22 protein-coding genes and 1 riboswitch are annotated in these 20,404 nt (G+C 71.7%); of the genes, 5 read left to right on the top strand and 17 right to left on the bottom strand.

Annotation, left to right across the window (positions count from 1 at the left end):
• The 5 genes from O5O46_RS24665 to O5O46_RS24645 all read right to left on the bottom strand — a co-directional run bounded on the left by O5O46_RS24665 (nt 1) and on the right by O5O46_RS24645 (nt 4,399).
• On the bottom strand, nt 1-672 hold the full coding sequence (locus O5O46_RS24665) for a phosphonatase-like hydrolase (protein WP_269857744.1): 672 nt from the start codon (nt 670-672) through the stop codon (nt 1-3).
• A 17-nt stretch (nt 673-689) separates the two neighbouring features.
• Complete coding sequence (locus O5O46_RS24660; protein WP_269857743.1) at nt 690-1,808, bottom strand: TIGR03364 family FAD-dependent oxidoreductase; 1,119 nt, start codon at nt 1,806-1,808, stop codon at nt 690-692.
• 138 nt (nt 1,809-1,946) lie between these two features.
• The gene (locus O5O46_RS24655; protein ID WP_269857742.1) at nt 1,947-2,735 is read right to left on the bottom strand and encodes a GntR family transcriptional regulator; all 789 of its coding nucleotides are present in this window, start codon (nt 2,733-2,735) and stop codon (nt 1,947-1,949) included.
• Between the two features lie 43 nt (nt 2,736-2,778).
• Nucleotides 2,779-3,090, bottom strand: coding sequence for a hypothetical protein (locus tag O5O46_RS24650; RefSeq protein ID WP_269857741.1), 312 nt, complete (start codon nt 3,088-3,090; stop codon nt 2,779-2,781).
• 157 nt (nt 3,091-3,247) lie between these two features.
• A complete protein-coding gene (locus O5O46_RS24645; RefSeq protein WP_269857740.1) occupies nt 3,248-4,399 on the bottom strand; it encodes an ROK family transcriptional regulator in 1,152 nt (383 codons plus the stop codon).
• Between the two features lie 56 nt (nt 4,400-4,455).
• Here O5O46_RS24645 and O5O46_RS24640 point away from each other — a divergent pair, with 56 nt between their 5' ends.
• A complete protein-coding gene (locus O5O46_RS24640; RefSeq protein ID WP_269857739.1) occupies nt 4,456-5,535 on the top strand; it encodes a Gfo/Idh/MocA family oxidoreductase in 1,080 nt (359 codons plus the stop codon).
• Between the two features lie 2 nt (nt 5,536-5,537).
• Complete coding sequence (locus O5O46_RS24635) at nt 5,538-6,011, top strand: heme-degrading domain-containing protein (protein WP_269857738.1); 474 nt, start codon at nt 5,538-5,540, stop codon at nt 6,009-6,011.
• A 224-nt stretch (nt 6,012-6,235) separates the two neighbouring features.
• Here the strand turns inward: O5O46_RS24635 and O5O46_RS24630 are convergent, their stop codons facing one another.
• From O5O46_RS24630 to O5O46_RS24605, 6 genes are all read right to left on the bottom strand, one after another.
• On the bottom strand, nt 6,236-7,093 hold the full coding sequence (locus O5O46_RS24630) for a fumarylacetoacetate hydrolase family protein (RefSeq protein ID WP_269857737.1): 858 nt from the start codon (nt 7,091-7,093) through the stop codon (nt 6,236-6,238).
• A 138-nt stretch (nt 7,094-7,231) separates the two neighbouring features.
• Entirely contained in the window at nt 7,232-7,972 is a 741-nt protein-coding gene (locus O5O46_RS24625) for a YidC/Oxa1 family membrane protein insertase (protein WP_269857736.1), read from the bottom strand.
• A 193-nt stretch (nt 7,973-8,165) separates the two neighbouring features.
• On the bottom strand, nt 8,166-8,471 hold the full coding sequence (locus tag O5O46_RS24620; protein ID WP_269857735.1) for a DUF6412 domain-containing protein: 306 nt from the start codon (nt 8,469-8,471) through the stop codon (nt 8,166-8,168).
• A 21-nt stretch (nt 8,472-8,492) separates the two neighbouring features.
• The gene (locus tag O5O46_RS24615) at nt 8,493-9,983 is read right to left on the bottom strand and encodes a sodium:solute symporter family protein (RefSeq protein ID WP_269857734.1); all 1,491 of its coding nucleotides are present in this window, start codon (nt 9,981-9,983) and stop codon (nt 8,493-8,495) included.
• Nucleotides 9,980-10,186: a DUF3311 domain-containing protein gene (locus O5O46_RS24610; protein ID WP_269857733.1), complete on the bottom strand. Its 207-nt coding sequence runs from the start codon at nt 10,184-10,186 to the stop codon at nt 9,980-9,982. The genes O5O46_RS24615 and O5O46_RS24610 overlap by 4 nt, the downstream gene beginning before the upstream one ends.
• Before the next feature lie 47 nt (nt 10,187-10,233).
• Nucleotides 10,234-11,538: a DUF445 domain-containing protein gene (locus tag O5O46_RS24605; protein WP_269857792.1), complete on the bottom strand. Its 1,305-nt coding sequence runs from the start codon at nt 11,536-11,538 to the stop codon at nt 10,234-10,236.
• A gap of 170 nt (nt 11,539-11,708) precedes the next feature.
• Between O5O46_RS24605 and O5O46_RS24600 the strand changes: the two genes are divergently transcribed.
• On the top strand, nt 11,709-13,022 hold the full coding sequence (locus tag O5O46_RS24600; protein ID WP_269857732.1) for an SGNH/GDSL hydrolase family protein: 1,314 nt from the start codon (nt 11,709-11,711) through the stop codon (nt 13,020-13,022).
• A 94-nt stretch (nt 13,023-13,116) separates the two neighbouring features.
• Here the strand turns inward: O5O46_RS24600 and O5O46_RS24595 are convergent, their stop codons facing one another.
• From O5O46_RS24595 to O5O46_RS24585, 3 genes are all read right to left on the bottom strand, one after another.
• Nucleotides 13,117-14,094 (bottom strand): ABC transporter ATP-binding protein, encoded by a 978-nt coding sequence (locus tag O5O46_RS24595; protein WP_269857731.1) that lies wholly within the window; start codon nt 14,092-14,094, stop codon nt 13,117-13,119.
• A 3-nt stretch (nt 14,095-14,097) separates the two neighbouring features.
• Entirely contained in the window at nt 14,098-14,862 is a 765-nt protein-coding gene (locus O5O46_RS24590; protein ID WP_269857791.1) for an ABC transporter permease, read from the bottom strand.
• Nucleotides 14,863-14,947: 85 nt separating this feature from the next.
• Nucleotides 14,948-15,766: an ABC transporter permease gene (locus O5O46_RS24585; protein ID WP_269857730.1), complete on the bottom strand. Its 819-nt coding sequence runs from the start codon at nt 15,764-15,766 to the stop codon at nt 14,948-14,950.
• A gap of 272 nt (nt 15,767-16,038) precedes the next feature.
• Here O5O46_RS24585 and O5O46_RS24580 point away from each other — a divergent pair, with 272 nt between their 5' ends.
• The gene (locus O5O46_RS24580) at nt 16,039-18,438 is read left to right on the top strand and encodes a transglycosylase domain-containing protein (protein WP_269857729.1); all 2,400 of its coding nucleotides are present in this window, start codon (nt 16,039-16,041) and stop codon (nt 18,436-18,438) included.
• A 4-nt stretch (nt 18,439-18,442) separates the two neighbouring features.
• Here the strand turns inward: O5O46_RS24580 and O5O46_RS24575 are convergent, their stop codons facing one another.
• From O5O46_RS24575 to O5O46_RS24565, 3 genes are all read right to left on the bottom strand, one after another.
• A complete protein-coding gene (locus O5O46_RS24575) occupies nt 18,443-18,763 on the bottom strand; it encodes a DMT family transporter (protein ID WP_269857728.1) in 321 nt (106 codons plus the stop codon).
• A gap of 31 nt (nt 18,764-18,794) precedes the next feature.
• A riboswitch (guanidine-III (ykkC-III) riboswitch) is annotated at nt 18,795-18,859 on the bottom strand.
• A gap of 53 nt (nt 18,860-18,912) precedes the next feature.
• The gene (locus O5O46_RS24570) at nt 18,913-19,215 is read right to left on the bottom strand and encodes a GroES family chaperonin (protein WP_269857790.1); all 303 of its coding nucleotides are present in this window, start codon (nt 19,213-19,215) and stop codon (nt 18,913-18,915) included.
• Nucleotides 19,216-19,376: 161 nt separating this feature from the next.
• Nucleotides 19,377-19,706, bottom strand: a complete 330-nt coding sequence (locus tag O5O46_RS24565; RefSeq protein ID WP_269857727.1) for a DUF3618 domain-containing protein — start codon at nt 19,704-19,706, stop codon at nt 19,377-19,379.
• Between the two features lie 144 nt (nt 19,707-19,850).
• Between O5O46_RS24565 and bcp the strand changes: the two genes are divergently transcribed.
• Nucleotides 19,851-20,318, top strand: a complete 468-nt coding sequence (bcp, locus tag O5O46_RS24560; RefSeq protein WP_269857726.1) for a thioredoxin-dependent thiol peroxidase — start codon at nt 19,851-19,853, stop codon at nt 20,316-20,318.
• The last annotated feature ends 86 nt before the right edge of the window (nt 20,319-20,404 follow it).

Genomic DNA, 20,404 nt, shown 5'->3' with positions numbered 1-20,404 from the left:
TCAGAACTCCCGTACCAGCGCGGGAAGTTCAGCGACCGACCCGATGACGTGCGTGGCACCGGCGGCGGCCAGCCGCGGCTCGTCGTGCGCACCGGTGAGCACGCCCGCCACGATCCCGGCGCCGGAGCGGACGCCGGTGAGCATGTCGTACGAGGTGTCCCCGGCGACCGCGATACGCCGTACGTCGTCGGTGCCGGTGCGCAGCAGCGCGGTGAGCACCATGTCCGGGTACGGGCGTCCGCGGCCGGCGTCCGCCGGGCAGAGGGTGAGGTCGGCGATGTCCCGCCAGCCGAGTGCGTCCAGGATGGCGTCCTGGGTGACCCGGGCGAACCCGGTGGTCAGCACGACCTTGCGGCCCTCGGCGCGCAGTTCGGCGATGGCCTCGGCCGCGCCGGGCAGCGCGGTGACCCTGCCGCCGTCGACCAGTTCGCCGTAGGCCCGCTCGAACTCGGTGTTGGCGCGCTGGGCGAAGTCCTCGTCACCGAACAGGGCGCGGAAGACGGAGATCTTCGACTCGCCCATGGTGGCCCGGACGTACTCCAGGTCCGGCTCCACGCCCAGCCGTTCGGCGGCCCGGGTGAAGGCCTGCTCGACCAGGCCGCCGTCGGCGACGGTGGTACCCGCCATGTCCAGGACGATCAGTTTGATATCGCGTTCCGGCATTTCCGTCATTTCCCTTACCAACTTCCTTACCAGCCCAGCTCGTTCGCGGTCGCCTCGCCGATCGCGGGCGAGCAGGTCATGCCGCGCCCGCCGGGGCCGGTGACCAGCCAGACCCCGTCCGCCACCTGCTCGCGGTGCACCACCCGCGCGGTGTCCACGCACTGCGCGTACACCCCGGCCCAGCGGTGCCGGATGCGCGGCAACGGGCGGCCGAGCAGCGCCTCGGCGACGTCGCTCAGGTGCTCGTACGGCTCCTCGACCACGTCGAAGCCGAACGGTTCGGCGTACTCGTGGGTGTCCCCGATGGTCAGTCCGCCGTCCAGGCGCTGCACCATGAGCAGTTGCATCCGGTGCTCGGCGGCGGTGTCCGCCTGCGGCTGTCCGTCGTTCAGCGCGTCCAGCGCGCCGCCCGCGTACGCCGGGTAGTAGCGGAAGCTGTCCGCGTCGGCGACCGAGGTGGTGAGCGGTTCGCCCAGCGGATCGGTCTGCATCATCTGCAACCGCACCTTGCGGACCGGCAGTTCGGGGGCCAGCTCCCGCACCAGACCGGACAGCCAGGCGCCGGTGCACAGTACGACGGCGTCGGCGTGATGGGCCTGGCCGTGGTCGTCGACGACCTTCTCGGGGCCGACCTCGCGGACCTCCCGGCCGCCCAGGAAGGTGTAGCGGCCGGAGGCGGTGAGGTGTTCGCGCAGCGCGCGCTGGGTGAGCCGGGGCTCCACCGCGGCGTCCCGCTCGCACCACAGGGCGCCGAGCAGTTCGCCGCGCAGCGCCGGGTTGAGCGCCCGGGTCTCGGCGGCGTCCAGCCACTTCAGGCCGCGCACGTCCGCGTCGGAGCGGGACAGCACCTCGTCGGCCACGGCGCGTTCGGCCTCGGTGCGCACGGCGGTCAGCGAGCCGTTGGGCCGGAAGCCGACGCCGGGTACCCGGGCGCCGATCTCCTGCCACAGTTCGCGCGCCCGCAGCGCGGTCTCCAGCTCCGCTCCGGTTGCCCGGCCGCCGACCCAGACGAGCCCGAAGTTGCGCACCGAGGCACCGCGCGCGTCGCGCTCCCGCTCGATGTGGACGACTTCGTGCCCGCGGGCGACCGCGTGCCAGGCGTGCATGGTGCCGAGTGCCCCGGCGCCGACGATGACGACTCTCATGCCCCGGAGCTTGTGTGCCGGGGCTTGAGTGGTCGCGTCGGAGTGATGAATCGACGATGAACAGCCCATCACGTTTGGGCTAGACCCGTTATCTATTCGTGACATGGCCGTACGCTACCAAGCGCACGGCGGGGGACGTCAGGCCCCGGTCAGATGTGTGGTGAAACTGAAACGGTCGCCGCGGTAGAGGGAGCGCACGCGCTCCACCGGGCGGCCGTCGGTGTCCCGGGAGACCCGGTTGAGCAGCAGCATCGGCAGCGCGGGCGGGGTGCCGATGAGCAGCGCCTCGCGCGGGGTGGCCAGCACCGTCTCGATCCGCTCCTCCGCGGCGGCGAACCGCACGCCGAGCTGGTCGCGCAGGAACGCGTAGAACGACGAGTCGGGGTCGAAGTCCCGTTCCAGGTACGGGAACCGGTCCACCGAGACATACGTGCTCTCCAGGCCCACCCGCTCGTCGTCGGCGAGCAGCACCCGTTCCAGATGCCACACCGGATCGTTGGCGCCGATGTCCAGTTGTTCCGCGAGCTGCGCACCGGCGGGCACCCGGTCCAGCCCGATCAGGCTGCGGCCGGGCACCTTGCCCTGGCGGCGCACCCCCTCGGTGTACGAGACCAGGGAGAGCGGCTGCTCCAGCTTGGGTCCGGCCGCCACCGTGCCGCGCCCCTTGCGCCGCACCCGGCCCTGGATCAGCAGTTCCCGCACGGCCTGCCGCACGGTTTCCCTGGCCACCCCGAAACGCGCGGCGAGGTCGCGCTCGGTGGGCAGAGCGCCGCCCTCGCCCAGTTCGTCCAGCAACGACTCCAACTGAGTCTTCACTGCGTAGTACTTGGGGATGCGGCCGTGCTCGGGGATCCCGGACCGTACGGGTGCGCCGGGGGTGCCGCCGCTCGGGGCGTCGCTGCCTTGGGTGTCGCGCGGGTCGTTCACGCCGCGATCCTCGCAGAGCGGTGGAGGCGCCACGACCAGGGGTTCAGAACCTGCCGCGCCAGGGGACGGTGCGGCGCGCCCCCGCCATCAGGGCGGCGCCGACCAGCAGCATCGGAAAGACCGTGGAACCGCTGTCGTGGCCCCGGGAGGCGCGGTGCAGTCCGGTCAACTTCCGTTGCCGGTCGGCCAGTAAGGCCGTGGGACGGGCCTCGCGGCAGTCCGGGCTGCCGCAGGCGGGCGGCGCCGGATCGGAATCCTGCGGGGCCGCCGCCGCGAGGGTGGGCCCGAGCAGTGGAACGATCGTGGCGGCGGAGATGACAAGGGCGCCGCGAAGCGGCGCACTGCCCAGGTGCATGGGTCGGACCTTCGCTGTCTGTCTCGCCGGTACGGGATCACCGTGCCGGGTCTGGTGCGGGGCGGCCTTGGTGTTTCCATCAGACCCGGCGCCGCCCGCTCGCCCGGCGGCGGCCCGCCGTCGCGCGGCCCGGTATGCGCCCGGACGGCGCAGCGGTTCAGCCGAGTGCCTCGCGGCCGAAGACCGGGGCCAGCACCAACCGGGCCGCGCCGTCGGCGACGGTCGGCCGGTCGGCGGGGGCGACGGTGACCGGGACCGGGTGGGCGGACTGCTCGGCGAGCACGGCGGCGACGCCCACGGCGAAGGTCTCGCGGGCGGCGAGCACCGCACGGCCGCCCAGTACGACCCGGTCGATGTCGAGCAGCGCGACCAGGTTGGCGGCGCCCACACCGAGCAGACGCGCCGCCGTCACGGTGTCGGCGCGGCTCAGTGCCGCCAGGCAGAGGGCCTCCAGGCAACCCCGCTTGCCGCACCCGCAGGGCGGCCCGTCCAACCGCACCACCTGGTGCCCGAACTCCCCGGCCCCGGTGCGTGGCCCCCGGTAGACGGCACCGTCCAGCACGAGTCCGGCGCCCAGGCCGGTGCCCAGGTGGAGATAGGCGAACGAGCCTGCGGGGTCGGCGGGTTGGGAGGGCGCCGCGTCCGCGCCCTCGGCGGGGCGGCTCTCCGGCGGGGCGTCGCGAAGCCCCAGTACGGCCAGCGCAGCCGCGTTGGTGTCCTTGTCCACGGTGACCGGCAGGCCGAGCCGGTCGGCGAGCGCGTCCCCCAGCGGGAAGCCGTCCCAGTGCGGGAAGCGGGTGACCCGGCGCAGCACACCGGACCGGTGGTCGAGCGGGCCGGGGACGGCGACCCCGGCTCCCAGCACCGCCCGGCCGTCGACCCCGGTGAGCAGTTCGCGCACCCGCGCGGCGACCGCGTCCAGCACCGCCGCCGGGTCCGCGCCGAGGTCGAACGGCGCGGTGCGTACCGCCACCCGCTCTCCGGTCAGGTCGACCAGTACCGCCGTCATCTCGTCCCGGTCCAGGTGCAGCCCGATCGCGTACCGCGCGCTGGGCACCAGCCGCAGCAGGGTGCGGGGCTTGCCGCCGGTGGAGGCGCGGCGGCCCGCCTCCGTCGCCAGGCCCTCGGCGCGCAGACGCGCCACGATCTTGCTGACCGCCTGCGGGGTGAGGCCGGTGCGCTCTGCCAGCTCCAGGCGGCTGATCCCGGCGCCGCCGCCCGCGGTGGCGGAACGCAGCAGGTCCAGCACGAGTGCGGCGTTGTGGTCGCGCAGTACGGGCAGGTTGGCCCCGGAGTTACCCCTGTTCACGCTCCCATTGTCGCTGACGCTTGCACTTTCGCAACAGCGTTGCTTTAGTGGTCGGCATGCCTGTGAACTCTCCGCTCCGCGTCGGCCTCATCGGCTACGGCCTGGCCGGTTCCGTCTTCCACGCACCGCTGATCGCCGCCACCGAGGGCCTGCTGCTGGACACCGTGGTCACCTCGAACCCCGAGCGGCAGGCGCAGGCCAAGGCCGAACATCCGCAGGTACGCACGGTGGCCTCGGCCGAGGAGCTGTGGAGCCGTGCGGACCAGCTGGACCTGGTCGTCATCGCGTCCCCGAACCGCACCCACGTCCCGCTGGCGACCGACGCGCTGCGGGCCGGGCTGCCCGTCGTGGTGGACAAGCCGGTGGCCGGTACCGCGGCGCAGGCCGCGGCGCTCGCCGACCTCGCCGAGGAACGCGGCCTGCTGCTCTCGGTGTTCCAGAACCGCCGCTGGGACGGCGACTTCCGCACCGTGCGCCACCTCATCGACACCGGCGAGCTCGGCGAGGTGCGCCGCTTCGAGTCGCGCTTCGAGCGGTGGCGCCCGCGCCCCAAGGGCGGCTGGCGCGAGTCCGGCGACCCGGCGGAGTTCGGCGGGCTGCTGTACGACCTGGGCAGCCATCTGGTGGACCAGGCGCTCACCCTCTTCGGGCCGGTGCGCACCGTGTTCGCCGAGTCCGATGTACGGCGCCCGGAAGCCGAGGCGGACGACGACACGTTCATCGCCCTGGAGCATGTGAACGGCGTCCGCTCCCATCTGTGGGCGAGCGCGGTGGTCCCCCAACTCGGGCCGCGCTTCCGGGTCTCGGGGTCGGTCGCGGGCTATGTGAAGTACGGGCTCGATCCCCAGGAGGCGGCGCTACGGGAGGGCCTGCGGCCCGGGTCGGGCTGGGGTACGGAGCCGCAGGAGGCATGGGGTCGGCTCGGTGCCGGTGAGTCGCCGCTGACCGGCGGGGGCGCCGCGGTGCCGACGCTGCCCGGGGACTACCCCGCCTACTACGCGGCGATCGCGGCCGCTCTGCGCGACGGCACCGCGCCACCGGTGACCGCACGTGAGGCGGTGGCCGCGCTGACGGTACTCGAGGCGGCGCGGGCGTCGGCGGCGGAGCGGCGCACGGTCGAGCTGGCGGGGCGGTGACGATGGAGCGACAGGAGGCGCTGGCACTGGTGCCGGTGCTGGAGGAGCAGGAACAACGGCTCATCCTGGGGCAGTTCACGCATGACGACGCCTGGCGGCTGGGCGGGCTGCTGCGGGAACTGGCCGTGGAGCGCCGGGCGCCGGTGGCGATCACCGTGCTGCGCGGGCCGCAGCGACTCTTCCACTGCGCGCTGCCCGGCTCGTCCGCGGACAACGACGAGTGGCTGGCGCGCAAGTGCCGGGTGGTGGAGCGGTACGCGGAAAGCTCCTACCTGGTCGGAACGCGGTTCCGCGCCAAGGGCACCACGTTCGAGGAGTCCGCCCGCCTGGACCCCTCCCGCTACGCGGCACACGGCGGCGCGTTTCCCCTGCGTGTACGGGGCGTCGGCGTCATCGGCGCGGCCGCCGTCTCCGGCCTGCGGCAGGCCGACGACCACGCTCTGGTGGCCACCGCGCTGGAGCGCTTCGTCGCCTGAACGGGACGGCTCTCGTCCGGGGTCGCGCTCGGTTCGGCGCCGTCCCGGCGGGCCTTTCCCTCGCAAACCTCCGATGCCACCGAGGAGTTGGCGGTTCGGTCCGGACCGCCGGGCGCTTGCCCCGGCGGTCCGGACCGCCGAAGCGGCGAGCGATCCTGGCGGTGCGGACCGGCGGTGCCGAACCCATCGCAACCCCGACGGCGGAACCCCGCCGGAAGGGCCCCTTACGCGTTCTTCAGGACCTGGCGCTGGCGGCCCAGGCCGGTGATTTCCAGTTCGACCACGTCGCCTGCTCGTAGGTACGGCTTGGGCTCCGGTTGGCCGAGGGCCACGCCCGCCGGCGTGCCGGTGTTGATGATGTCGCCGGGGTAGAGGGTCATGAAGCGGCTGAGGTACCGCACGACATGGGCGACCGGGAAGATCTGGTCCGCCGTCGAACCGTCCTGCCGCAGCTCGCCGTTGACCCACAACCGCAGCGCCAGATCCTGCGGGTCGGCGATCTCGTCGGCGGTGACCAGCCAGGGGCCGAGCGGGTTGAACGTCTCGCAGTTCTTGCCCTTGTCCCACTGGCCGCCGCGCTCGATCTGGAACTCGCGCTCTGACACGTCGTGCGCGATCGTGTACCCGGCGACGGCCGCCAACGCCTCCGCGTCGGTCTCCAGCCAGCGCGCGGTGCGGCCGATGACGACCGCCAACTCGACCTCCCAGTCGGTCTTCACGCTGCCCTTGGGGATGAGCACGGTGTCCTGCGGACCCACCACCGTGTCCGGCGCCTTCATGAACACCACCGGCTCGGCCGGAACCTCCGCCCCCGTCTCGGCGGCGTGGTCGTGGTAGTTGAGCCCGATGCAGACGATCTTGCCGATCCGGCCGAGCGGCGGGCCGACCCGCTGCTCCGGCCGGTCGAGGACGGGCAGCGCACCGCCCCGCGCGGCACGGCGTACGCCCGCCAGCGCGGACTCGTCGGCGAGCAGCGCACCGTCGATGTCGGGCACCAGGCCCGAAAGATCACGCAGGTTCCCGTCGCCGTCCAGCAACGCCGGACGCTCCGCTCCCGCCGGTCCGACACGCAGCAGCCTCATTCAAAGTCTCCCGTGGTCGAGGATGGACACGCTGTGCCGCAGGGCTGGCGGCCCTGCGGCACCACGCAACCGACGAGGACGGTCATCGGATGACTTGTCCGATCCTCCAATCACGACCGCCCACTCCGCAAGACCGGCTCACTTCGTGGACGCCACGGTGCCGGGTGCCGGGACGGCCTCGTTCGGCGTCCGCTGCAGCAGTGCCCGCTCCACGGCGGTCCAGGTCGTGGTGGTCGCCAGGTAGAGCCCGGTGGCGAGCGGGAGGAGGGCTGCGGTGACGAGCGTGCCGAAGGACAGCAGCGGAAGGAACTTCGCGAGTCCGGCCGCGCCCGGTGCGTCCGGTAGCGGGGCGGCCTGCGCGGCCGTCCCGCGGGCACGCCGGTACGTCCAGGCCGCGACCGCGGCGATCACCGCGAAGACGGCGAGATAGACCAACCCCTGCGGCCCGCACACCCCACCGGCGCGAACCGCGTCCAGCCAGTGGCCGCCGAGCGGTGCGCCCGCCAGGGCGTGCTGGCGGAGTGCGCCGCCGCTGCCCGAGAACAGGTGGTACATCACGGCGAAGACCGGGAGTTGGAGCAGCGACGGCAGACAACCGGTGATGGGCGACACTCCCTCCTTCGCGTACAGCTCGGTCACCGCCTGCCGCATGCGCTGCGGGTCGCCCTTGTACCTGGCGTTCAGCTCCGCGACACGCGGCGCCAACCGGGTGCGGACCCGCTCACCGCGTGCGGCGGCCCGCGCCAGCGGGTGGAGCGCGAGGCGTACGCACAGGGTGAACACGACGATCGCGGCGGCCATCGCCGAATCGCCGGCCAGCGGCGCCAAGCCGTCGGCGAGTTGGGAAAGCAGTGCGGTAAGTGGGGTGAAAACGGACATGGTTGGGCTCCACGGGATCGTCCTGGCGGGATCTGGAATCCGGCAGGGGACGGTCCGTGCAGCGCTTTCCGTGCGGTCCATGCGATGGGGTTGCGGTCGGTGCGGAACCGCCGCGGTGGTGAGCAACCGCGAGGGCGTGACCCGGCGGTGCCGAACCGGGTACGGTCCGACCGCCGAATCCACCGAAAAGACGCTACGTGGCCGTCCCGCGGAGACGGCCTGGTGCTCGGGGGCGGGGGCGGCCCGACGCGTCCGGGTCGCGTTGCGGGAGGAAGGCCGTGCGGCGTTCACGGTCGCGGATGGCGGTGCGTATTCGGCCCGGTGGTACCGGCCGTGCCGCCACCGCGTCGACGAAGGCACGGCACAGCAGCACCGCCGCGGCGGTGGCCGCCACGGCCGCGACCGCGGTGGTCAGCTGGGCGTGGGTCAGCAACAACCCGGCCAGCAGCAGGATCAGCGTGCCGAGGTAGGCGCGCAGCGCGTCAACACCACGGAACATCTCAGCACCCCCTCCCTGCCTTCAGATACTAGACCGCCCCGCCGACAACGCCTCCTCGGCCAGCACCTCCTCGTCCGGTCGCGGGTCCGCCGGGCGCGGACCCGCGTACGTCACCACCAGCGTGACCAGCACGTTCACCCCCAGCGCCAGCAGCCCGGCGTTCACCCCCCACAGCGGATCGCGGTCGGAGAAGACCAGCAGACAGACCACCGTGAACCCGGCCACCAGCCCGCTCAGCGCGCCGGGGAGCGTCAACCGGCGCCAGAGCAGCCCGAGCAGCACCATCGGCACCAGCTGCGCCATGCCCTCGTAGGAGATCAGCGACAGCCGCACCAGGGTGTTCGGCGCCTCGTACGTCATCAGCAGCGCCAGTACCCCCGCCGCCACCACGACCAGTTGGGACCACAGCTTCTGCCGGTCCGCCAGCCGCGGCACCGCGCCGAGCACGCTGCGCCCCCACATCGTGCCGATGACCAGCATGAACACCGCCATCGGCACGATCGAGGAGAGCGCCGCCGCCGCCCCTACCAGGCCCACCAGCCAGCCGGGCAGCGAGTCGACCACCAGCCGGAACAGGGCCAGGTTCGAACCCGCGCCGGTCAGCCCCGGGACCACGAACAGCGCGGCCATGCCCAGCAGTACGGGCACGAACAGCAGCACCTGGTAACACGGCAGCCAGATCGCGTTGCGCCGCAGCACCTCCGCGTCCCGGGCGCCCAGGTAGCCCGCGACGGTGGTCGGGAAGACCGTGATCGTCAGCGAGTTGAGCACCGTGGTGGTGATGAACCAGGTCTGCCCCAGACCGCCGGAGGCGTGCCCGGGGAACGTCAGCCACTGCGCCCTGTGCGCCACCAGCCGGCCGAGCAACTCCCCGTACCCGCCGAAGTAGTGGAACGGCACGTACACCGCCAGGAACCCCAACGTGCCGATGACCAGTGCGTCCTTGAGCACCGACACCCAGGCGCTGCCGCGCAGCCCACTGACCACCACGAAGCATGTGGTCACCAGGAAGGCGATGAGATAAGCCCAGTTGAGGCTGATCGCCCCGTGCGAGATGGTGGCGACCACCACCCCCATGCCGGTGATCTGGAGCTGGATGTACGGCAGCAGGCAGACCGTGGCCAGCACCGCGACCGCCGCGCCCAGCCAGGGGCTGGCGAACCGGTACGCGACCAGATCGGTGATCGAGACCAGGCCGTGCCTGCGGGCGTAACTCCACAGCATCGGCCCGACGACATAACCCACCGCGTAGCCGCAGGAAAGGTACGCGATGACATAGAGCACCGGTGCGCCATAGTTGTAACCCCAGCCCGCCGCGCCCAGATAGCTGAAGCTCGTGTAGCTCTCGCCCGCCATCAGCAGCCAGATGAAGAGGGTGCCCATGCTCCGGCCGCCCACCGACCAGTCGGTGAGTCCGCCCGAGGCGCCGCGGCCGCGCACCGCGAGCAGCCCCAGCGCCACCGTGAGCACCATGAAGACCCCGAACACCGAGGTCGCCACCGCCGCGTTCACGACCGCACGCCCCTGTCACCACGGTGCGCCCGCCATACCGCCAGCGGCGTCACGGCGGTCGCCAGCAGCATCCAGAAGAACAGGAACGGAATGCCCAGCACCACCGGGTGGACCCGGTTCACCAGCGGTAGGGCCGCCAGGAAGAACACATACGGAACGAGCAGCCAGAGAAGTGAACGGCGGCGTTTGAGTGGTGTTGACACTCATTGACCCTAGCGTGACCGCCGCACGGACTCGCGGGCCTCACCGGTCAACCGCCCACCACCCTCGACACGGTGTAGATCAGCAGGCCCGCCAGGGCGCCCACCACCGTGCCGTTGATGCGGATGAACTGGAGGTCGCGACCGACATGCGCCTCGATCTTGCGGGAGGTCTGTTCGGCGTCCCAACTCGCCACGGTTTCGGTGATCAACGCGGTGATCTCGTCCCGGTAGGTGGTCACCACATACGTCGCCGCGTCCTCCAGCCAGCCGTCCACCTTCGCCTGGAGGCGCCGGTCGGACGCCATCCGGGCGCCCAGGGACAGCAGTGACGCCCTTGTGCGCAACCGCAGTTCACTGCGCTCGTCGGCGGCGGCCGCGACCACCATCGACCGCACCGCGTTCCACGTCGACTCGATCAGATCCTGCACCTCGCCGCGCGCCAGCAGGTCACGCTTCAACCGCTCCACCCGCTCCCGGGTGTCCGGGTCGGACTGCAACTCCCGCGCGAAGTCCGACAGGAAGCGGTCAAGCGCACCCCGCGCCGGATGGTCCGGCATGTCCCGCATCTCACCGACGAAGCGCAGCAGTTCCTTGTAGACCCGCTCGCCGACCCGCCGGTCCACGAAGCGCGGCGTCCAGCCGGGCGCCCCGTTCTGCACCGCGCCCATCACCGAGTCGCCGTGCAAGACCAGCCAGTCGTGGGCCCTTACGCACACCAGGTCCACCACCCGCCGGTGGCCGCCCTCGCCGACCACCCGCTCCAGCATCCGGCCCAGACCCGGCGCCACGTCCATGGCGTCCGCCCGGCGGGTGACCGCCTCGCCGACCACCGCCTGCACGTCGGAGTCCCGCAGCACCCGCAGCGCACCGCGCAGCGCGGCCGCCGCCTGCTCGGTGACCCGGTCGGCGTGCTCCGGATCGGCCAGCCAGCCGCCCAGCCGGGAACCGATGCCGACCGCCCTGAGTCTGGTCCGCACCACCTGCTCGGACAGGAAGTTCTCACCGACGAAGTCGCCCAGCGAGCGGCCCAGGACGTCCTTCTTCGTCGGGATGATCGCGGTGTGCGGAATGGGCAGCCCCAACGGCCGTTTGAACAGCGCCGTCACCGCGAACCAGTCGGCCAGCGCGCCGACCATCCCGGCCTCGGCCGCCGCCGCCACGTATCCCGCCCAGGCGCCGGCCCCAGCCACCTCCGCCCATTTGGCGAGCCCGTACGCCAACGTCGCGACCGCCAGGAAGCCGGTCGCGACCAGCTTCATCCTGCGGACGCCGCGCCGTCGCTCCTCGTCCGCGGGACCGTACGAGAACCCGCCACCGGGCCGCCCCGCAGCGGTCTTCGCCACCACATCCATCCGTTCCACCCCGTGATTGTCTCCGTCACATCCGTCTGAGGAACGATCGGCAGGTTCCCGTCGTCTCTACGGGCGGCACCCGCGGTTCGGCGCGGAGTGCCGGAGCGCCCCATATGATCATGGGGCGCGGCGCGCGGTACCGCCGCCCAAGGACCGAGGAGAAGCACCGCGTGACCAGGAAGTCCGGTTATGCCCTGCTGGCCACGCTGGCGTCGGTGGTGGCCGTGGTGTGCGCCGCGATATTCGTGAGCGTCGGCGGCACGCACACCGATGACACGACGACGGCGCCCCAGCCCCGGTCGACCGCGGCCGCCCAGGCCGCCGCCGGAGCCTGGGTGGGCACATGGGCCACCGCACCCGCCGCCGCGGAGCCGAACACGCCGCACGGCTACCCCGACATGTCGATCCGGAACGTGCTGCACACCAGTGTGGGCGGCACCGCCGCCCGGGTGCAGTTGTCCAACCTGTTCGGCAGCGCGCCGCTCGTCCTGACGCACACCACGCTGGCGGTCGCGGACGGCACCGGCGGGCCCGACGCGCTGCCCGGCACACTGGCCGCGCTGTCCTTCGGGGGGCGTGCCGCGGTGACGGTGCCGGTGGGCGAGAGCGTGCTCAGCGATCCGGTGCGGCTGCGGGTACCGGGCGCGACCGACCTGCTGGTCACCACCTTCAGCCCGTACGCCTCCGGCGCCGTCACCTACCACCCGCACGCCCGTCAGACGTCCTACCTGGCGCAGGGTGACCACACGGCGGACCCCGACGGGACCGCCTTCACCGAGCAGAGCCCGTACTGGCGCTACGTGACCGCGGTCGACGTGTGGACCGACCAGGCCAAGGGCGCGGTCGTCGCCCTCGGCGACTCCATCACGGACGGCTTCACCTCCACCGTCGGCGCCAACCACCGCTGGACCGACTACCTCGCCGAGCGGCTCGACGGCAGCCCGCAGGGGCCGCGGCTGGGCGTGCTCAACGAGGGCATCAGCGGCAACCGGGTGCTGCTGGACGCCCCGCCGAACCTGGCGGGCAACGGCCCCAGCGCGCTGCAGCGGGTCAACCGTGACGCGCTGTCCAGGACCGGCGCCAAGACGCTCATCGTCGAACTCGGCATCAACGACATCATCCTGTCGCCGCACCAGAGCGACGCGAACGCCATCGTCGCGGGGCTGCAGGAGATCACCCGCGAGGCACACGCGCACGGCATCCGGGTGGTCGGCGGGACGCTGACGCCGTTCGAGGGCGAACGCGGTTACCAGCCGCAGTTCGACGCCGTCCGGGAACAGGTCAACGCGGCGATCCGCGCCGGCCGGGTCTTCGACGGCGTGGTCGACTTCGATCTGGCACTGCGCGACCCGCAGCACCCGACCCGGCTGCGCCCGGTGTACGACTCGGGCGACCATCTGCACCCCAACGACGCGGGCTACCAGGCCATGGCCGACGCGGTCGACCTGTCCACGCTGCTGGGCTCCGCCCCGGCCACCGTGTGACGGGCGCTCCGCCCGGCGGTTGGCCGGCACCGCCGGTCCGCGCCGTCGCGGTCGCGCCGACGCCGCCGCGGAATGCCTCCCGCTCAGCGGGAAGTCACCCGGGAAGCCGCGAAGCCTCATCCCGGCCCCCGTACATCCTCGCGATGACGTCCTCGATGGCGGGCTCGCGGATCGAGAGGTCCACCAGGGGGTAGCGGGCGGCCAGTTCGGCCACGAGGGGGGCCGCGCTGGCGGCGGCCGGGAAGGCCAGCCACTGGCGGGGGCCCTCGGTGCGGACGGCGCGGGCGCCGTCGATGTTCACCGGGGGCAGTTCGCGCTCGAAGTCGACCACCAGGGTGCGTTCGCTCTCCCCCACCGCGTGCAGGCCGTCGAGGCCGCCGTCGTAGACCAGCCGCCCGTGGTCGATGACCATCACGCGCCGGCACAGCTGCTCGATGTCGGTGAGGTCATGCGTGGTCAGCAGCACGGTGGTGGCGCGCTCGGTGTTGACCTGGCGCAGGAACTCGCGGACCTTGGCCTTGCTGACCACGTCAAGGCCGATGGTGGGCTCGTCGAGGTAGAGCACCTCGGGGTCGTGCAGCAGCGCCGCGGCGATGTCGGCGCGCATCCGCTGGCCGAGGGAGAGTTGGCGTACCGGCACGTCCAACAGCTCGGCCAGGTCCAGGAGTTCGACGCAGGCCTCCAGGTTGGCGGTGTAACGGTCGCGCGCGATCCGGTAGATGCGCCGGACGAGTTCGTAGGAGTCGCGCAGCGGCAGGTCCCACCACAACGTGGTGCGCTGCCCGAAGACCACGCCGATGCGGCGGGCCAGCCGGGTGCGTTCGCGGGACGGGTCGACGCCCGCGACGCTCAGCCGCCCACCGCTGGGCACGAGGATCCCGGTGAGCATCTTGATCGTGGTGGACTTCCCCGCGCCGTTGGGCCCGATGTAGCCGACCATCTCACCGCGCGCCACCTCGAAACTCAGCCCGTCCACGGCACGCACCGTGCGGCGTTCGCGGCGCAGCAGCCCGGCTCTGCGGCGCACCTCGAACTCCTTGCGCACCCCGTCGAGTTGGATCAACGCGTCCATCGCTCAGCTCCCCGTCGATCGGTAGGACCGCAGTCCGGTCCGCCAGGCGAAGCCGGCCAGCGCGCACGTCGCCAGCGCCACCAGCGGCGAGCAGAAGTCCACCCAGCCGGGCAGCCGCAGCGGATTGCCCCGGCCCAGGATGTGCAGTGCGGGCATCCAGTTGACGAAGGCGAGCGGCACGACGAAGGTGGCGCCGCGCACCAGGTCCTTGGCGAACACCGTCGGCGGGTACTGGGTGAGCGCGTTACCGCCGTAGGTGAACGAATTCTGCACCTCCGCCGCGTCGTTGGCCCAGAACTGGAAGGCGGCGCCGATGGTGTAGACGGCGGCGAAGATCGCGGCACCGCTGACCAGCATCACCGGGACGAGCAGCACGTCGACCGCCGTCCACGCCACATCGATCCGGGTCATCGACCAGCCGAGCACCACCGCCGCCTGGGTGAGCCGGCCGAGCCGGCGCAGCGCGAAGCGGTCCGCGGTGGCCTGGGCGTAGACCGGGACCGGGCGCACCAGCAGGGTGTCCATCGTGCCGTCCCGCACCCGCCGCCCGAGCTGGTCCAGGTTGCCGACCACCAGGTCGGCCAGGCCCAGGGCGACACCCGAACTCCCGTACAGGAACGCCGTTTCGGTGAGCGTGAAGCCGCCGAGCACCCTGGTGTGGCCGAAGATGATCGCCACCGCCGCGAAGTCCAGCGCGGTCATGGCGAAGTTGCCGACCGCCATCAGGACGAAGGAGGTGCGGTAGACCATCGTCGAGCGGATCCACATCCCCGCGATCAGCAGGTACGCGCGCAGCCCGTCGATCGCCACGGCGGTCCGCCCCCGGCGTTCGAAACCAGCCAGCCGTCCGGCGTCAGCCACCCTGCACCACCACCTTGCGGGTCGCCACCGACTGCACCAGCTGCCCGGCGCCCAGCAGCACCACCGCCCACCCCGCCTGGAACGCCAGCGCCCACAGCACCCCGGTGCCGCGGTGCCGGCCGAGGAAGACGTCGGCCGGCACCTGGAGCTGGGCGGACCACGGCAGCGCCCGGGCCAGCGTGCCGAGCCAGCCCGGGAAGACGGTCAGCGGCAGCACCATCCCGGAGAAGAACGTCGCCAGCAGGGCGGCCATCAGCAGCACTCCCGCGCCGTCCAGCAGCCAGAAGCTGGTGAGCGCCACCAGGTAGCGGATGGCGAAGCTGACCACCACACCGAGCGCGACGGAGACCAGGAAACAGCCCCATGCCGCCACCCCGGAGGGCCAGGCGAGCCGGAACACCAGCGAGGCGGCGGCCATCGGCAGCACGCCCCGCCCGACCAGGTGGAAGGCCGCCCGGCCGAGGTCGGTGGCCAGCCACCACAGTTGCAGGTTCGCTGGACGGCACAGGTCGATGGCGACGTCACCGGACCTGATGCGCTCCACGAGTTCGGACTCGTTCCCGCCGCCGAGCAGCGCGGTGGCCATCAGCAGCCCCTGCCCGAGCCAGACGAAGGTCACCGCCTGCGGCAGGTCGTAGCCGCCCAACCGGGGCCGTACGCTCCACAGCGCGGTGTAGGTGTAGGCGACGACGAAGCCGAAGACGGTGTTGGTGAACACCCCGGCCAGGGTGGCCACCCGGTAGGTCGCGTAGCGGCGGAAGCCGCGCACCGCGACCGCCGCGTACAACCGCGCGCCCCCACGCACCCCCATCGCCCGCTCCTCGGCCACTACCGGTTCGACCACCCGCGATTCGCCGCGCGGCGGAAATTCCGCAGTGTACGGGCGCAGATCGAACCGCTGCCACAGGTTTTGTCATCCGTTCCAGTGGAACGACACAGCCGTTCGGGCCGTGGGACGGTCGTCAGGGTGCGCCCGCCGTGGGCGGGGTACCCGATGGTGCGAGAGTGTCCCGCGGGACATCGCCTTTCCGCCGCGTCGCGCCGCGGCACAACCCCCATGGCGGCCGAGGAGTCCGTACAGACATGAGCGACGAGCAGCCGGAGCGTCAGGGACGCGGCATGGGGGACGGGGCGGCGCGCCCCCAGCGGACCGGTTGGCGCCGTCTCGTCCCCACCTGGCGCTTCACGCTCGGTGCGGTGCTGGTGTTCCTGATCGCGGTGTGCGGCGCGTTCATCGCCGGGTACCTGCTGGTGCGGATTCCGGCCGCGAACACCATGGCGACCGCGCAGAGCAACGTCCTCCTCTACTCGGACGGCAAGACCGAACTGGCCCGCAGCGGCACGGTCAACCGGGAGGAGATCCCGCTCAGCCAGGTGCCGCGCAGCACCCAGCACGCGGTGCTGGCCGCCGAGGACCGCGGCTTCTACCACGAGTCGGCGGTCGACCCGCAGGCGATGGTGCGGGCCGCCTGGAACACCGTCAGCGGCAAGGGCACGCAGTCCGGTTCCACCATCACCCAGCAGTACGTGAAGAACTACTACCTCAACCAGGCACAGACGGTCAGCAGGAAGGTCAAGGAGTTCTTCATCGCGATCAAACTTGATCGCGAGCAGTCCAAGGACGAGATCCTCGAAGGCTACCTGAACACCAGTTACTTCGGCCGCAACGCCTACGGCATCCAGGCCGCCGCCCAGGCGTACTACGGCAAGGACGCCAGCAGACTGAGCACCGCCGAGGGCGCCTACCTGGCCTCACTGCTCAACGCGCCCAGCGCCTTCGACGTGGTGGCCGACCCCCAGAACAAGGACCGGGCAGTGGCCCGCTGGAACTACGTGCTGGACGGCATGGTCAAGGAGCACTGGCTGACCCAGTCGGAACGGGCGAGGATGTCCTTCCCGACACCCGGCAAGGTCAAGGCCAGCTCCGGCCTCTCCGGGCAGCGCGGCTACCTGGTGGAGGCGGTGAAGAACTACCTCACCGAGAACAAGATCCTCGACGAGCAGACGCTGGCCTCGGGCGGCTACCGGATCACCACCACCATCGACAAGGGCAAGGAGGACGCCCTGGTCAAGGCCGCCCAGGACCAACTCATCAGCAGACTGGACCCGTCCGCCAACCCCACCGACAAGTACGTACGGGCCGGCGGCGTCTCCGTCGACCCGGCCACCGGCGACGTGGTGGCGATGTACGGCGGCCTCGACTTCACCAAGCAGTACGTCAACAACGCGACCCGGCGCGACTACCAAGTGGGCTCCACCTTCAAGCCGTTCGTGTTCGCATCGGCGGTGCAGAACAACTCCACCACCCAGGACGGCCAGCAGATCACCCCGAACACCGTCTACGACGGCACCAACCACCGCCCGGTACAGGGGCCGGACGGCCCGGTGAACTACGCGCCCGCCAACGAGGACGACGTCGACTACGGGGAGATCAACGTCTCCACCGCGACCAACAAGTCGGTCAACGCCGTCTACGCGCAGATGGCCGAGGACGTCGGCCCGGACAAGGTGAAGGCCACCGCCACAAGCCTCGGACTCCCGTCCACCACACCGGACTTGAGCGCGTACCCGTCCATCGCGCTGGGCGTGGCCACCGCCAGCCCACTGGACATGGCGCAGGCGTACGCGACGCTGGACAACCACGGCACGTACATCCCGTACACACTGGTGAGCAATGTGGTCAAGGGCGGCAACCCGGTGCCGCTGCCGGGACGCGACCACCGCCAGGCGGTCCCCCGGGAGGCCGCCGACACCACCACCTCCATGCTGCAGAACGTGGTCAACGCCCCCGACGGCACCGGCACCGCCGCGCAGGCCTCAGGGGTGCCCTCCGCGGGCAAGACCGGTACCGCGGAGGAGGACAAGGCCGCCTGGTTCGCGGGCTACACCCCGAAACTCGTCACCGTGGTCGCCGTCATGGGCCAGAACTCCGACACCGGACAGCAGATGAAGCTCTACGGAGCCACCGGCCTGGACCGGGTCAACGGCGGCGGCTTCCCGGCACAGATCTGGGCGCAGTACACCGCGGCGGCCGAACACGGCGACTCCGTACCGGACTTCGACCTGCAACTGCAAAGCGGCGCCAGCCCGTCACCCAGCGACTCGCCGCCGGACTCCAGCGCCCCGCCCCAGGAGAGCAGCTCACCGCCCGACAGCGGACCGCCGGACAGCAGCCCGCCTGACTCCCCGCCCCCCTCACCGCCGCAGATGAGCCCCGTCACCGGCGGCCTCAACGGCGGCCTCGACCAGGGCACCATCGGCGGCCCGGACGGCGGCACGGGCAACGGCGGCCCCAGCGGCGGCACGGGCAGCCCCAGCTCCGGCGGTACGTCGACGGGCGCGGCGGGCGGCACGTCGGCCGGCACCTCGGACGGCGCCGGATCCGGCGGCTCAGGGCCGGGCGCTGCCGGGGGCGGCACGAGCGGGACACCGAGCGGCGGGCCGGGGGCGACCAGCGGGCCGCCGGGGACCTTCACGCCGTAGCCGCTCAGTGACCGGACGTGGCCTCCAGACCCAGTACGGCGACGACCAGCAGGCAGACGAAGAGGATCCGGGCAGGGGTGACCGGCTCGTGGAACAGCACCATGCCCAGCACCGCGGTGCCCACCGCGCCTATGCCCACCCAGACCCCGTAGGCGGTGCCGATCGGCAGCCGGCGCACCGCGAGCGAGAGCAGGACCATGCTCAGCACGATCCCGGCCACCGTGCACAGGCTCGGCCACAGCCGGGTGAACCCCTCGCTGAACTTCATGCCGATCGACCAGGCGATCTCCAGCAGACCGGCCAACGACAACAGGACCCAGGCCATGACGGCACCTCCGTGGCGGATGTCTCTACGGGGTGCGTCGTCTTTGCGGATCCCGGTACGGCGCGTCTCGTCGGGTACCGCCGACCGTAGCAAAACGCACGGAAGCGGGCGGTGACCCGGATCACCGCCCGCTTCCCCGCGAAACACCTCTACAGGTACAGGCCCGTGGAGTCCTCCGAGCCCTGGAGCCGCTCAGCGGCCACCGCGTGCAGATCGCGCTCACGCATCAGCACGTACCCCACACCGCGCACCTCGACCTCCGCCCGGTCCTCCGGGTCGAACAGCACCCGGTCACCGACCTCCACGGTCCGTACGTTCTGCCCGACCGCGACCACCTCGGCCCAGGCCAGCCGACGGCCCACGGCCGCCGTCGCCGGGATGAGGATGCCGCCGGACGAGCGGCGCTCACCCTCCGGGATGTCGGTGCGCACCAGCACCCGGTCATGCAGCATGCGGATGGGCAGCTTGTCGTGCGTACGCGCGTCGTGCGCGGCGCCGCCGTCGAGGGACGTATTCGAGCTCACGGGCACGACGTTACCTGGCGTCCGGGGGATGTCGCTCCCCGGCGCCCGTGATACACCGCTACGTAACGCACAGGACGGGCCAAAGCACGCTACTTCCGCTTGCCCTTGCGCTTGGACGACCGGCCGGACAACACCACGACCAACGCCACCGCCGCGACCGCCACCGGCACGATGCGCTCCATCCGGGGTGCGCCGTCCGCGGAGAACAGCTCGCCGCGAACACTCGTCACCGCCCGGTTCACCGCCACGTAGGCGCGTCCGGCGGTGCGGTCCACCGTCTGACGCACCGAAGCCGACGCGTTGCCGACGATGGTCTTCGGATGCACCCGCACCCCGATCTCGTCCAGCGTCACGGCGAGCTCCTGCCGCCTGCGGACGATGTCCGCCTCGATCTGAGCGGGAGTCCTGCCCTCCGACACCGCGCTGCCTCCGTCACCTAGGCCGATAGAACCGACATTCCTTGCCGATCAGTTTGTCAGCTCCCCTTACGACGCGCCGCTTGGCACCCCGATTAGGCTCGTCGAGTAGCGATACCGAGCCGCACACGACGAGGAGCCCCAGCCATGAGCGAGCGCCTGACGCCCGGCGACACCGCCCCCGACTTCACCCTGCCGGACGCGGACGGCAACCAGATCTCCCTCGCCGACCGCCGGGGCCGCAAGGTCATCGTCTACTTCTACCCTGCCGCCCTCACCCCCGGCTGCACCAAGCAGGCCTGCGACTTCACCGACAACCTCGACCTGCTCGCGGGCGCCGGATACGACGTCATCGGCGTCTCCCCCGACCAGCCGGAGAAGCTGGCGAAGTTCCGGGACAAGGAGAGCCTCAAGGTCACCCTGGTCGCCGACCCGGACAAGAAGGTACTGGAGGCGTACGGCGCCTTCGGCGAGAAGAAGCTCTACGGGAAGACGGTGACCGGCGTGATCCGCTCCACCGTCGTCGTGGACGAGCAGGGCAAGGTGGAGCGCGCCCTGTACAACGTCAAGGCGACCGGCCACGTCGCCAAGATCATCAAGGATCTGGGGATCTGAACGGCTGTTTTTCTCGCGAGGTCCCGCGTCATCCGACGCGGGACCTCACTTTTTCCTCCGCCCCGCGTAACCGCTCACCCGTTTGC

The organism is Streptomyces sp. RPT161 (assembly GCF_027533845.1).
In the GTDB taxonomy this organism is placed as follows: Bacteria; Actinomycetota; Actinomycetes; order Streptomycetales; family Streptomycetaceae; genus Streptantibioticus_A; species Streptantibioticus_A silvisoli_A.
Note: the sequence above shows the minus strand (reverse complement) of the source record. Positions and strands in the feature narration are given on the sequence as shown.